Source organism: Paenibacillus sp. MER TA 81-3 (assembly GCF_023713585.1).
Lineage (GTDB): Bacteria > Bacillota > Bacilli > Paenibacillales > Paenibacillaceae > Paenibacillus_B > Paenibacillus_B profundus.
Genome location: NZ_JAMAWB010000007.1, coordinates 50572 through 64010, shown reverse-complemented (window position 1 = coordinate 64010; position 13439 = coordinate 50572). Strand labels below are relative to the sequence as shown.

Sequence of the window (13439 nt, the reverse complement as noted above, 5' to 3'; positions counted from 1 at the left end):
CGGCAGCGCCTGAGCGGTAATCGAAAAAATCCATGTTCTTATCAAATTAAGCCCCGGAGTAAGTGATGGTACGGTCGATTATAACTTACGAAGAAGGCAGGCTGGCTGAGCTTCTAGAGGATTGATAAAAAGGTCTGATAGGAACTATCTACGGACGAATGGTTACCCTGGTGTGTATGGGCACAAGCGAAGCTAATTGAAGCACATCTTCGTTAAACATCCGGATACATCCGTGAGATACTAGTCTTCCAATCGAGGAAGGATCATTCGTTCCGTGAATGCCGTAATGCGGCTTCGACAAGCCCATCCAGAACGCACCGTATGGTCCGCCCGGATTGGGCTCCTTGTTGATTATGGTATATTCGCCTGTCGGAGTCTGGGTGAGCATCTTTCCGATTCCGACGGGGAACTCTCTGACTACGATATTTCCGTCCAAGAGATACAGCTTACGATCCGACAAATCGACAATGATTCGATATTGTGGCATAACACCCCACTCCTTTTCATTACAATATGCTGGGTGGGTTGGTGATGTTAAAATAGCATTCAGCGTGTAGATAAGGTGTCGAAAGATACTAGATCTACACACTTTTTTTCAATACAAGGTGCTGTGCATCGTCTCCCGATATTAAATCCATGGCGGTGGATTAGGCATCCACTATAGGGCGACATCGTTGATTTGCCCGGACTTGGAGGCATCCGCTTCGGAACCGGATAGCGACCGCCACACGAACACGGCGGCGATGCTCCACAGAAGGAGCGTGGCGATGCCGGACTCACCCGCGACATACGTCCAGCCTTCCTGCTTGTGATTGAACAACGCTTCGAACCAGCTGCGGCTATGGTTGATAGCCGTATGTATGATGACGGCAGGCCATAGGCTGCCACTCTTATGCCGGACCCAGCCCATCACGACGGAAAGCGGAAATATCATCGCCGTGAATAGCGCAATCGTCACAAGCGGAATTCCGTCCTCATTGTAACCGTTTAAGTAGAATGGGTAATGGAATACGGCCCACACGGCCGCTGTAATCAGAATCGCCTTCTTTGCACCGATAGCCTGTGTCAGCTTCGGCTGCAAGTAGCCGCGCCAGCCGATCTCCTCCGCGAAGGAGAACAATGTCATCACAATGAGCATGTTCGGGCTGAAGAAGCTCTGAGCGATGACTTGGAAGTAGGCGGTCATTGTCATGCCGTTGCTAAATTCATGGGCGGACGGCAACGCGATAAAGCCGAGACCCCAGGCTGCGGCAAAACCTATTATGACCGGAATGCCGGACAGCAGTGCAATCACGTACCAGCGAAGTCCGCCGAGCTTCGCCATGCCAGTCGATAGCAGTGTCTCTTTCCACTTTGGGCGGAACAGAAGCAGCAGCAACACCGTGATGAGCGGTGCGGCTTGGCTGACGGCGATAAGCTCGAACACGCCGCTCAAGTTCGCGGCCAAGGTTAAGCCGAGCACAAGCACGCAGTATAAGAAGGCCTCTTTTTTCAAAATTGCATTTGCGGTTGAATTCATTTAATATCGTCCTTTCTTTCATGTGCACAAGAGATACATTTTGCAGTGTCTATCTGTCAGCTTACAACGCATTTCTCAAGAAAGTATAAAGTCCGCGCTCATTTGCCCCGCAGAAGAAGTTTGGATTACACTGAACAGAAGGAGAACGTTCGGCGGGGGATGACAGAGGATATGATGAGAGCGAGCATTTTGCTTGTTGATGATGAAGAAGAGATGACTGAGTTCGTACGGGATGCGCTGGAGGATGAGGGCTATGCGGTGAGGGCAGCTTATAACGTGGAGCAAGCGGAACGGCTCATATTAGAGCGGCTGCCGGATTTGATTGTGCTGGATGTGATGATGCCGGGCACGGACGGGTTTCAATTTTGCAAACAAGTGCGGGATAGTGTCGATTGCCCGATTATATTTGTTAGCGCAAGGGAGAGCGAAGCCGATCGGATTTACGGACTGGCGGCAGGGGGAGACGACTATATCGTCAAGCCGTTTAGCCTACGGGAACTGAAGGCACGCATTGAAGCGCACCTCAGGCGGGAACGTCGCAGCATACAGCGCCGGGACAGCGGACTGCTTAAGTTCGGCTCCTATACGATCGATGTCAGGGGATATGAACTGCGCTGCCAAGGACAGACCTTGCCGTTGACGAACCGTGAATTTGCCATTGTAGAGCTGCTTGCCTTGCATCCGGGACAAGTATTCGCGCGCGAACACATTTATGAGCAGGTGTGGGGGATGGATGCGTTCGGAGATGATGCTACCGTAACGGAGCACATCAAAAATATCCGGGCCAAAATGGCTGCCGCCGATCCGGATTCGCGCTGGATCGAAACCGTGTGGGGGGTTGGCTACAAATGGGGGGGCCGTTCGTGAAGACACGCTCCATTAAACGCCAATTCATCTTTTATTTCAGTCTAGTTATCGGACTCAGCTTTATCTTGACTGCTGCCGTATGGGGGCTGGTCGTGTGGTTGATGTTTCAGGGAGAAGCGGACTGGATTAGACCTGCTAATTATTATGAGAAGAAGATACCGGGCATCTGGCAGGTTGTGGCGGCGGAGGGAGACAATCTGCTGCAAGAGGGCGGTAGGTCAGCGTTAGAGCAGGTTATCGACGGCACAGGGATATCTTACGCGATAGTTGATCGATACGGGACACCTGTGTATGGCACATTGACAGACCCGCGAATCGACAGTGGCCGCGAATTGATTGAACGGCTCAATTCCACCAAAATGATTGATTCCAATCATGCGCGGACAATGATGCCAATCGTGAATGCGGCAGGTGAGTTCGAAGGGGCGGTCGTACTGACTTATGTGCTTGCGGTCACTGCGACCGATGAGGCAAGCAATCCGTACGTCAGCCTGTTGGGAACGCTTATTATACTTTTACCATTTCTGCTTATTATTGTATTTACGTGGCTGTTCGGCAGGAGATTCAGCCGACAGCTGAACCAGCCGATTCAAGAGCTGATCGAGGGAACGAAGCGGGTGCAGCGGCGTGATTTGGACTTCAGCTTCTCTTATGAAGGCACGTCCGAGATCGCCCAGCTTGTAAAAGCTTTCGATGAGATGCGGCGGGAACTGTATTCATCGCTGCAGCGCGAATGGAAGCTCGAGCAAGAGCGGCGCGACATGGTAGCCGCCTTAGCCCACGATCTGCGAACGCCGCTTGCCATTGTTCAAGGCCATGTGGAAGGACTGTTGGAAGGCGGGGCGGAGCGCCCGGATCGTTTGTATCGCTATTTGGCGACGATTGACAAAAACACGAAGCGCGCGGCGCGGTTAGTACAGGAGATGAATACGGTATCGGCAATGGAGACGCCGGAGTTCCAGCTGAATCGGCGTGCTGTGGACGTCAGGGTGTTTATGGAAGAGAAGGCGTCCGACATCGAACGGCTGTGCGGGGAGCAGCACATTCATTTCACATATGACCTGGAGGACAAACGCAAAGAGCAGGCTTCCGTACTGTTCGATCCGGACAGGCTGTCGCAATTGTTGGATAACTTGTTTGCCAACAGCGTGCAGTTTACGCCGGCAGGAGGAACCATTTCATGGAGAACGGAATTAGCGGAGCATAAGCTTGTTATGCAAATTATGGATACCGGGCCGGGATTCCCGGCGCACGCGCTGGACATCGTGTTCGATAAATTTGTTCAAGGCGATACGTCGCGTTCGCGCCATAAAGGTCACGCCGGACTAGGCCTGTACATGGCGAAGCTGCTGACAGAGAAGCACGGCGGCGTTATCCTAGCATCCAACCTCGACGTAGGCGGAGCTTGCGTGACGGTCACGCTCCCGGCCAGGGAGACGGTCCAGTCTTAACGTGTAGTGCACATGAAGTGCAATATGTTCTTCCAATAATCTATGTCGGACTGTGGAAATCCACATTATACTAGAGAAAGATCTGTGATTAGGAAAGGAGCAACACCACATGACAGCAATTCGCATTGGTATCGTAGGATATGGCAACCTCGGCAAAGGGGTCGAGAAATCGATTCGCCAAAATTCAGATATGGAGCTCGTCGCCATCTTTACGCGTCGCGATCCGCAATCTATTCAAGCGCACGTTCCGGTCGTTTCGTTGGACGAGGCCGAATCATACAAAGGTAAAGTCGATGTTATGATTCTGTGCGGCGGTTCGGCAACGGATCTGCCGGAGCAAGGGCCTCAGCTTGCCCGTATGTTCCACACCGTCGACAGCTTTGATACACACGCACGCATTCCGGAATATTTCGAATCTGTGAATTCCGCAGCAGCAGCGAACGGACACGTCTCCGTCATTTCGACGGGCTGGGATCCGGGCTTGTTCTCGCTTAACCGACTTTTGTTCCAATCCATCTTGCCGGAAGGCAATGAATATACGTTCTGGGGCCGCGGCGTAAGCCAAGGGCACTCCGATGCTATCCGCCGGGTGGAAGGTGTCAAGAACGGCGTGCAATACACGATTCCGTCCGATGAGGCGGTAGCGAAAGTCCGTGCTGGGGAAAATCCGAAGCTGACGACACGGGACAAGCATGTACGCGAATGTTACATCGTGGCGGAAGCAGATGCGGATCAAGCGCGCATTGAAGCAGAAATTAAGTCGATGCCGAACTACTTCGCTGACTACGACACGATCGTACACTTCATCAGTGAGGAAGAGCTGAAGATGAACCACTCTGCGATGCCGCACGGCGGCCTCGTATTCCGCAGTGGCATGACGGGTGAAGGCACTGCGCAAATTATGGAGTTCGGCCTGAACCTCGGCAGCAATCCGGAGTTTACCGCAAGTGTGCTCGTAGCTTACGCACGTGCTGTCTCTAAGCTGGCTGCGCGTGGAGAGTCCGGGGCGCGTACGGTATTCGACATTCCGTTAGGCCTGATGTCTCCAAAGTCGCCAGAGCAATTGCGCAAGGAGCTGCTGTAGCTTATATATCAAGGAATTACGGCCCTGAATCAAGTTTTGGTTTGGGGCTTTAGTTTTATTTAAATATGTTCATCGTCATTTTGATGTCAGAGTGACCGAGGCGTTCTAGGACCTCTTTTATACTGGCTCCTGCTTCGAATAATAATGATGCATGCGTATGTCGTAAACCATGCACTGTTATTTTGTGTAGATTGTATTTTGTGATAATTTCATTCAGTCTGTCATTGGGATATGCCATTCTAAGTGGGGTACCGCCTCCGCCTCGAAGCGTGGAATACTAAACTATCCGAGTCTGCTTTCATACCTTCAGCCAAACGCCGTTCTTTATAATGTGTAAGCCACTTTCTTAATAAACGGATCGTTACATCTTCTAAGCTTATAGAACGCCTAGATGCGGCTGTCTTGGACGTCTGGTATGAAAAAGCTTTGTCCTCATGATACAGAGTTTTGTTTAATGTGAGCATTTTGTTTTTAAAATCGATGTCAGACTCGCGGAGCGCTAAGATTTCCCCTTTGCGAGCACCGGTGTAGATACACAAATGAAACATCACATGATCCATTGAACGACTGTCCCTCCTTCATAACTTCAAACGAAGGAAGGAGCGAGATGTCTCGGTCGGCATGTGCCCGCTCTGGCAATGACCATCGGTTTAAGGCGCGGAATCCTAAATGTGTGTACGTACCCACATTTTATTTTGACGATGAACTATGATTGTTCAGCGGAGCGGGATATGCACCCAATATCATAAAAAAAGTAAGCGGCCTAATCACGGCCGCTTTTCTATGCCCAAGGCTTCACGAACGGATTGCTGCAGCAATTGGGAGAAGTTAAGGTTTGCTTCTTCCCCGGCATCGCGCAGCCATTTCGGCATGGTACAGTTTTTGGTTACGGTTTTATCGTCGGCCGGCGGAATCACAAAGACCTCAACATAGATAATCCGGTCGCTACTAGGCTCCTCCAACTGGATAGAGCCAGTCTCGGCAGGCTCTGGCACAAGTTCGTTGTTATCGTGCATCTCTTCAATGCGATGTATCAGCATGGCCTTAGCATCCTTAATACCAACAACCGTGGACGGAGCCGTTACAGCGGTGCCCGGGAAATCCGGAAAGTACATGCTTACACCGGTCGGCGTCTCTTCAACAACAACAGGATAGATGTAGTTTGGCATCATAAAGTCTCCTTTATCTTTTTTAAAGGGAGAGTTGGAGATGGGGACATCAAGGGTTAAAATTCAACCCCTGATGTGCGTTCTATACTTTTCAACGTGCCCTTTGCTAGTACATCGCCGCTTGAGTGGTAACTCACGTCAGCGTAGCGCGTCGGGTCGTCAATGTGTATGTACCTTCGGTGGCTAGTACCTTTGCCGTGAGTGGGTGACTTGCGAAACCCTGCGGCTTTGAGTGCTTGTAAGACTTCCCTAACGGTACGTTGCTTCCCCAAATGTTTCTCCCTCCCTTCATAATCTAATATAACACGCATTATAAATGCGCGTCAATAATTAAATGCGCATAATCTATGCGTGTATAAAGTTTGCAGAAGGGGCGTGACTGGCGCATTTTGTCGTACGGTTGCCACCTATACGTCAATCATATCCGCAACAAAAAAGAATTGATCACGACCAGCTACGTACCCATATTTAATATCAAGTTGCCACAGTTGGTTTGGGCCGGTAATGTTGTGATTTCGGGCCAAACTTCTCGGATGATGGACAATTTTACGTCGTTCGGGTTGCAGAATATCCAATTCATCACACAGCCGATATACCTTTTTATGGTTAATGATCAACTGATGCTGATCGCGTAAACATTGCGTCAATAGGTAGTACCCGTAGATATGTTCCTCCCCAGCTATGAGTTCCATGAGCCATTCCTTCGTTTGTTCGTCGTTGACTCGCTTCCCGTCTTGGGTCAAGAAGTAGCCAGGTCTGGGCGTCCTCTACGAACGTGGGTATCCGCAGAATTCGAGGCTCTACGGGCCTTTGCCTGACGAGCATAAAATGTGGGCGACGCAACACCACCTCATCGTGTACACGGTGCATCTTCTTCGTCAGCTGCCCAATCAGGAAACAAGGCCATATAATCAATGTGCACGTAAAAGGATAAGAAACCGCTTGGTGCGTAAAATCCCGCAATCTCCCGTGACCATATTTATAGCAGAAATAACCCGAAATCATCTTAATCCAAAACGAGAAGTATCCCGAACACATGTAGAAAGCGATCCGGCCGATATAGGTCTGTTGGCTGCAAGCTGATGTCTGTCTAGTACAGACGTCAGCTTGTTTTGTTTCAGCCAATATCAGGCGATATCTGCGCAGCGACGAACGGGAGTCTTTTACAATTCCCAATGCTTCGCGATGAATTCATCCCTGCCTGATTTGAAGCGGTCCTCCTTGTAATGCTCCGGCTCTTTGCGGTAATAGTCTTGATGATAATCTTCTGCCGGATAGAAAGGCCTGGCGTCTACAATCGGTGTGACGATCGGCTTGTCGAAGCTGCCGCACGCAGCAAGTGCAGCTTTGGAGGCTTCGGCCTTGCGCCGTTGCTCCTCCGAATGAACGAAGATGGCCGTTGTATACGAATGGCCCCGATCTTGAAATTGACCTTCGGCGTCTGTCGGGTCGATCTGTCCCCAGAATAGCTTAAGCAGACGTTCGTATGTTATGACGGCAGGGTCGAATGTAATCTGCACCGCTTCGATATGCCCTGTCGTTTGCGATTTTACTTGCTCATATGTCGGGTTCGGAACGTGTCCTCCCATATAACCGGATATGACGCTGTGCACACCGTCCCATTGATCGAACGGCTTAACCATGCACCAGAAGCAGCCGCCAGCGAACGTCGCTGTCTCAATGCATGTCGATGGATCAGGCGCACGGTTCTCCTCAGAAGTGTTCGTTGATTGTGAATAAGACATCAGTGTTAGCCTCCTTGTTAGGAAAAGTCATAGATTGTGTTATTAGTGTAACGCGAGCGGCAGTGGCTGCCAAGAACTGTTGATGTGGATTCCTCAAAATAAAGAGCGCGACCCTCTTCCGTCTGGAAGGGTCCGCGCTCTGTGGTTCGATATTTGATGTTTGAATCCCGGCTGAGCGGGTTAAAAATATCCGTTAATTTATCTATTCGTTACGCACGTTCCACAATTGTGTTGTACGTCGTGCGGTCTGTGTGCTTCACAAGCTGAATAAGCAATTCCTTCGCCGCATCTATGTCGTCCGTATGAACGATGGAAGCCGGAGTATGGATATAGCGTCCACATACGCCAATAACGGTGGAAGGCACGCCTTTGTTGCTCAAATGAACTTGTCCCGCATCTGTTCCCCCTGGGGAAACGAAATATTGATATGGAATCTTGTGTGTGTCCGCAATATCCTGGATGAATTCCACCAGGCCGCGATGGGTAATCATCGTCGGGTCGTAAATGCGGAGCAATGCGCCTTTGCCAAGGTGGCCGAACGAGTTCGGATCGCCAGTCATATCGTTCGCTGCGCTGCAATCAAGAGCGTAGAAAATGTCGGGCTGGATCAGGTTCGCCGCCGTGCGTGCTCCGCGCAAGCCGACCTCTTCCTGTACGGTCGCGCCGGCGAACAAGATGTTCGGCAGCTTAGCTTGCTCCCGGTGAAGTTCCTTCATCAGCTCAATCGCGAGGCCGACGCCATAGCGGTTATCCCATGCCTTGGCCATAATTTTCTTCGGATTGAGCAGAGGGGTGAACGGGCAGACCGGAACGATTTGCTGTCCTGGACGGATGCCAGCTTGCTCTGCTTCTTCACGGCTGTCCGCACCTACATCGATATACATATGCTTCGTGTCGACAGGCTTGTTCGCCGTTGCTTCATCAAGCAAATGCTTCGGAATCGAGCCTACGACACCCGGAATCGGGCCGTTCGGCGTAATGACTTCCACTTGCTGCGCGAGAACGACCTGCCCCCACCAGCCGCCGAGTGGTGTGAATTTCAGCATCCCGTTCGGTGTGATTTGAGTCGTCATGAAGCCGACTTCATCCAAATGGCCAGCCACCATGACGCGAGGGCCTTGCTCATCGCCACGCATAACGCCGAAGATGCTGCCGAGCGCATCATGGACGAATTCATCCGTATATTGGGACAGTTCTTGCTTTACTAAGGCACGAAGCTCTCGTTCAAAGCCGGGAGCGGAAGGGAACTCTGTTAAGGTACGGAATAAATCTAACGTTTCTTGCTGCATTGAATGGATGCTCCTTTCATAATAAGCGAATAATTATGTAACCTAAGTATGAACCGATCCAATTGAGGATGCAAGCCTTTGAAATGAGACGTGTTCCTGATGACGCTCATCATTTCGACGATCTCGCTCGGGGTTCATTGTGAACCGTTCCGTCAGGGCGAGGAAGCCAAGTGAAGCATCAAGATGTGCAGCAATCGAAAGCTATGCCCTAAGCTTCGAATTAAGTTGTCGGGCGGCCAAAGCGCAAGTATAGGTGTTCGCGGTTACGCTGCCATTTTTATGTGGGGTGACTTCATCTGAATATTACCCTGACTAAAGGGGAGAGTGCGCATAAGGGGGAGTTGGCCCTCCATCTCATCTCCTGAATTACGTGATTAGGAGTTTGCAGATACTATGCATAGACAAGGATAACCGCCTGCCTCCAAACCTTCAAACGTTATTAACACAAAGAGGGCTGCCAACGTATACGGACATACGTTGGCAGCCTCTTAGTGTAAGTAGATTATTTCTGGGCTGCAATGAAGGCGTCGATATTGGACATGACGTCTTCGGTAACGCGCTGTAATCTTGCTTGCGCGTCTTCTCCGGATGTGCCTTTCACTGCGAAGTACATCTTAATCTTCGGCTCCGTTCCGGACGGACGCAGGCAGAACCAGCTTCCGTCTTCCAAGTGGAACTTGAGGACGTTCTCCTTCGGCAGATCATACAGACCTTGAGCGAAGTCTTCTGTGCGCACGATTCGGATGCCACCGGCCGTGTCTGGTGCTTGGACTCGCCAATTCTCCATAATGCCGCCGATAACGGCCACGCCTTCCACACCTTTCAGCGTGCGTGTCTGCAAGCCTTCCAAGTAATACCCATGCTGGGCGTATAATTGTTGCAGCACTTCGTACAGCGTCTTGCCTTGTGCTTTATAGTAAGCGCCCGCCTCGCTAATGAGCATGGAGGCGATGACCGCGTCCTTGTCGCGTGCATAATTGCCGGCCAGGTAGCCGTAGCTTTCTTCGTAACCGAAGATGAACGTATGCTCGCCGGTTTGATCGAACTCCGTCATTTTCTCCCCTATATATTTGAAGCCGGTCAGCGTATTCAATACGGTCATGTCGTATGATTTTGCAATGGACGCCCCAAGCTCGCTCGTTACGACCGTTTTGATAACCGCGCCGTTAACTGGCAGCGTGCCCTTCGTCTTCATTGCATCGAGCAAATAATGTACCATAATGGCGCCAGCTTGGTTCCCGGTCAGGACGACATACTCGCCATTCGCGTTCTTCACGACGGTACCCATTCGGTCGGCATCCGGGTCTGTGCCCATAATGATGTCAGCATCCCAAGCCTTCGCTTGTTCGATGGCAATGGTGAATGCTTCACGCTCCTCCGGATTCGGCGATTTCACAGTAGAGAAGTTCGGATCCGGCTGCTCCTGTTCCGGTACTACGCGCACCTGCTGGAACCCGATGCGCTCCAGCACACGCCGCACCGGCATGTTGCCTGTGCCATGCAGAGGAGTATAGAGGACGCGGAATTGATCGCTTGTCTTGCGCACTAGCTCTTCATTCTGGCTTACTTGCGCAACAGCCGATATGTACGCTTCATCCATGTCTTCACCCAGCCATACGAGCATGCCTTGTGCTTCTGCTTCCTCGCGGCTTAACTTACGGATATCGGCGAACGAAGTCACGCCGCGAATCTCGGCAATGACACGGGCGGCAGTCTCAGGCGTAATCTGTCCGCCATCATCGCCATACACCTTATAGCCGTTATATTCCGGCGGGTTGTGGCTGGCGGTAACGACAATGCCAGCGCTTGCTTGCAGCTGACGCACCGCGAACGACAGCTCCGGTGTGGGACGCAAGCTCTCGAATACATATGCCTTTACACCGTTTCCGGCCAGTACCAGTGCCGCCTCAAGCGCAAATTCTGGTGAGAAATGCCGGGAGTCATAAGCAATGGCAGCTGATGGAGTAGCCGTTGTTTGCTTCAAGTATTGGGCAAGTCCCTGTGTCGCTTTGCCGACCGTATAGACGTTCATGCGGTTGCTGCCCGCCCCGATTACGCCCCGGAGCCCCCCTGTGCCGAATTCCAAGTCTTTATAGAAGCGATCCGTAATTTCGCGTTCCTCGCCGGCGATGCCTTGCAGTTCCGCTTTTGTCGTCTCGTCGATATGAGGATCGTGTAACCACGCGTCGTAATTTTGTTGCGCACGAAGTGCAGTATCCATTCGTTGATTGCCTCCTTCAATTCATCTTACTGTGCATTGATCTATTGTACTGGAATTTGCAGCATTCTGCATGTGAATAATCATGCACTAATTCTATCGTACGCAGTCGGGGTACAGCTATATGACTGCATGTATGATGTGCAAAAAAGAAATAGACCACTCGCTTGCAGATGGAAAGATCTGCAGACAGGTGGTCTATGTGGTAAGCAGAATGCAGTTCACGTTACGACAAATCGATGAGCATGATATGAGAGTCTTGCTCGAATTGCAGCTTAAGCGAATGAGCGTTCCGAATGCGGGCGTCATCGCGGCGATGAAGTGTCATGCCGTCATCGAACCGGACTTCTCCCTCGATGATGAACAAGTACAGAGAACGGCCGGGCTTCGTTACGTAGGCAAGCTCCTGGCCTGCCGCGAACTGTCCTAGCTGCAGCGTTACATCCTGATGGATTCGTGCAGTTCCGAGTTCGTCCGCGCGATTAGACACGACCGGAACTAGTCGATTCTGTATCGATTCCATGCCATAGGTGAACGTCTCATAGGATGGCTGAAGTCCCATTTTTTCCGGCAGAAACCACAACTGCATCAACTGCAGCGATTCGGTGTCCGAAGCATTGAATTCGCCGTGATAAATGCCGGTGCCGGCACTCATGCGCTGGATTTGGCCCGGTACGATGATTTCCCGATTCCCTGTTGTATCCCGATGTTCCAGTTGGCCTTTCAACACGACGGTGACGATTTCCATATCCCGGTGCGGATGAAGATCGAAGCCGGTTCCCGGGGCGATGTTATCATCATTCAATACCCGTAACGCGCTGAACTGGATATTATTTGGATCATAGTAATCGGCAAAAGAAAAGCTGAAGTGTGTCTTTAACCATCCATGGTCATTGTGATAGCGTTCATTCGCCCGTCGAATCGAGCGATCCATTGTTTCATTCATAACGATGCCTCCTGAAAATTATAGAGTTTCCGAGTTGGTAACGGTACAACCGCTATTCCCAATTACCCTTGCAGCAGAGCATCTAAGGAAATAGAACCTGCCCCGATTAAAGCGACTCCTATGGCCGTTACAACGAGGATGACGTTGTATTCAATCCCGTTCTGAGTGACCCAGTAGCCATTGGCCCCATGAACTTTCACAATCGCAACCAACATCGTGCCGACGATAAGCGCGGCGCCGACCCATGTAAATAACCCGAGACCGAACAGCAGGCCGCCAATTAGTTCAGTCATTCCAGCCAGCAGCGCCATTGCGACACCCGGCCGCATTCCGATGGATTCGAACCAACCGCCAGTGCCTTTTACACCGTAACCGCCGAACCAGCCGAACAATTTCTGTGCGCCGTGCCCCATCATCGTTACTCCGATAATAACTCGTATAAGCAATAAACCGTAATCTGCCAACATCATTATGTTCCTCCTCAAATTGTATCAAACAAAAGTTTGTTAAAATAAAGATTCTTGAATTCGAGATATCGTGCCTAATAAGAGCCCTCTGTGAAAAAGAAGGGCTAATCAGGAGAGGTTGCGCTCTGACCCAGCGTCTTCAGAAGCTCAATTAATTGCTGCTTCTCGTCTGCCGTCAATCCCCTCATGGATTCATGAATGGCTGCTGCATGCTTTGGAAAAATGGCTGTCATGACACGTTCGCCTTCTTCCGTTAATTCCGCATAGATGACCCGGCGATCTTGTTCGCAAGGACGTCGCTTGATATATCCTTTGTTCACAAGCTTATCAACTACATAAGTCATCGTCCCGCTAGCTAAGAGCACCTTGCCGCCAATTTGTTGAATAGGGGTGGAGCCTTTATGATACAGCATTTCCATCACTGCGAATTCTGACGGATTAAGCTGATAATGCTTCATGTCATGCTGCGCATAATCCATTAGCGTCTTCGAAGCTCGTGAGAGTACGACGAACAATTTAAGGGATTGCTGCACATCGGCATCCATCAATTCCAATCGATTCTCATGCATGGTTATTCACCACCTTTATACTTGCTCTTGCTAATGTCTCGAATAAATATATCTTGAATACGAGATTAATTTATCATATGACGCTGCAGCTGTCAACTTATAATTTTCGGATATT

General features: G+C 50.7%; 16 protein-coding genes. 3 read left to right on the top strand and 13 right to left on the bottom strand.

The genetic code is table 11. The features are described from left to right. Positions 1 to 148: 148 nt before the first annotated feature. Both M3650_RS11415 and M3650_RS11410 read right to left on the bottom strand, forming a co-directional pair. Entirely contained in the window at positions 149 to 487 is a 339-nt protein-coding gene (locus M3650_RS11415) for a L,D-transpeptidase (protein WP_019419771.1), read from the bottom strand. A 171-nt stretch (positions 488 to 658) separates the two neighbouring features. Then, positions 659 to 1519, bottom strand: coding sequence for a CPBP family intramembrane glutamic endopeptidase (locus M3650_RS11410; protein ID WP_251574782.1), 861 nt, complete (start codon positions 1517 to 1519; stop codon positions 659 to 661). A 174-nt stretch (positions 1520 to 1693) separates the two neighbouring features. Between M3650_RS11410 and M3650_RS11405 the strand changes: the two genes are divergently transcribed. From M3650_RS11405 to M3650_RS11395, 3 genes are all read left to right on the top strand, one after another. Beyond that, complete coding sequence (locus M3650_RS11405) at positions 1694 to 2386, top strand: response regulator transcription factor (protein WP_251575174.1); 693 nt, start codon at positions 1694 to 1696, stop codon at positions 2384 to 2386. Then, positions 2383 to 3837 (top strand): sensor histidine kinase, encoded by a 1455-nt coding sequence (locus M3650_RS11400; protein ID WP_251574781.1) that lies wholly within the window; start codon positions 2383 to 2385, stop codon positions 3835 to 3837. The genes M3650_RS11405 and M3650_RS11400 overlap by 4 nt, the downstream gene beginning before the upstream one ends. Positions 3838 to 3946: 109 nt before the next feature. Then, positions 3947 to 4921 (top strand): diaminopimelate dehydrogenase, encoded by a 975-nt coding sequence (locus M3650_RS11395; protein ID WP_251574778.1) that lies wholly within the window; start codon positions 3947 to 3949, stop codon positions 4919 to 4921. A 55-nt stretch (positions 4922 to 4976) separates the two neighbouring features. Here M3650_RS11395 and M3650_RS32565 read toward each other — a convergent pair whose 3' ends face one another. The 11 genes from M3650_RS32565 to M3650_RS11350 form a co-directional block, all read right to left on the bottom strand. Continuing rightward, complete coding sequence (locus tag M3650_RS32565) at positions 4977 to 5159, bottom strand: tyrosine-type recombinase/integrase (protein ID WP_251574765.1); 183 nt, start codon at positions 5157 to 5159, stop codon at positions 4977 to 4979. 1 nt (position 5160) lies between these two features. Next, a complete protein-coding gene (locus tag M3650_RS32560; protein WP_369011117.1) occupies positions 5161 to 5469 on the bottom strand; it encodes a tyrosine-type recombinase/integrase in 309 nt (102 codons plus the stop codon). Positions 5470 to 5688: 219 nt separating this feature from the next. Continuing rightward, positions 5689 to 6090 carry a type II toxin-antitoxin system HicB family antitoxin gene (locus tag M3650_RS11385; protein ID WP_251574763.1) on the bottom strand — a complete coding sequence of 134 codons (402 nt, stop codon included), beginning with the start codon at positions 6088 to 6090 and terminating at the stop codon, positions 5689 to 5691. A gap of 56 nt (positions 6091 to 6146) precedes the next feature. Continuing rightward, positions 6147 to 6401, bottom strand: coding sequence for a type II toxin-antitoxin system HicA family toxin (locus tag M3650_RS11380; RefSeq protein WP_251574762.1), 255 nt, complete (start codon positions 6399 to 6401; stop codon positions 6147 to 6149). A 96-nt stretch (positions 6402 to 6497) separates the two neighbouring features. Further along, a complete protein-coding gene (locus M3650_RS32555) occupies positions 6498 to 6833 on the bottom strand; it encodes an IS3 family transposase (RefSeq protein WP_369011108.1) in 336 nt (111 codons plus the stop codon). Positions 6834 to 7253: 420 nt separating this feature from the next. Beyond that, entirely contained in the window at positions 7254 to 7835 is a 582-nt protein-coding gene (gene msrA, locus M3650_RS11375; protein WP_285848413.1) for a peptide-methionine (S)-S-oxide reductase MsrA, read from the bottom strand. A gap of 209 nt (positions 7836 to 8044) precedes the next feature. After that, positions 8045 to 9124: a M42 family metallopeptidase gene (locus tag M3650_RS11370; protein WP_233695789.1), complete on the bottom strand. Its 1080-nt coding sequence runs from the start codon at positions 9122 to 9124 to the stop codon at positions 8045 to 8047. 502 nt (positions 9125 to 9626) lie between these two features. After that, positions 9627 to 11345, bottom strand: a complete 1719-nt coding sequence (locus M3650_RS11365; protein WP_251574761.1) for a phospho-sugar mutase — start codon at positions 11343 to 11345, stop codon at positions 9627 to 9629. Between the two features lie 223 nt (positions 11346 to 11568). Next, the gene (locus M3650_RS11360; RefSeq protein WP_251574760.1) at positions 11569 to 12288 is read right to left on the bottom strand and encodes a pirin family protein; all 720 of its coding nucleotides are present in this window, start codon (positions 12286 to 12288) and stop codon (positions 11569 to 11571) included. A gap of 62 nt (positions 12289 to 12350) precedes the next feature. Further along, on the bottom strand, positions 12351 to 12758 hold the full coding sequence (locus M3650_RS11355) for a DoxX family protein (RefSeq protein WP_251574758.1): 408 nt from the start codon (positions 12756 to 12758) through the stop codon (positions 12351 to 12353). Positions 12759 to 12859: 101 nt separating this feature from the next. Further along, the gene (locus tag M3650_RS11350; RefSeq protein ID WP_251574756.1) at positions 12860 to 13324 is read right to left on the bottom strand and encodes a MarR family winged helix-turn-helix transcriptional regulator; all 465 of its coding nucleotides are present in this window, start codon (positions 13322 to 13324) and stop codon (positions 12860 to 12862) included. Positions 13325 to 13439: the final 115 nt, after the last annotated feature.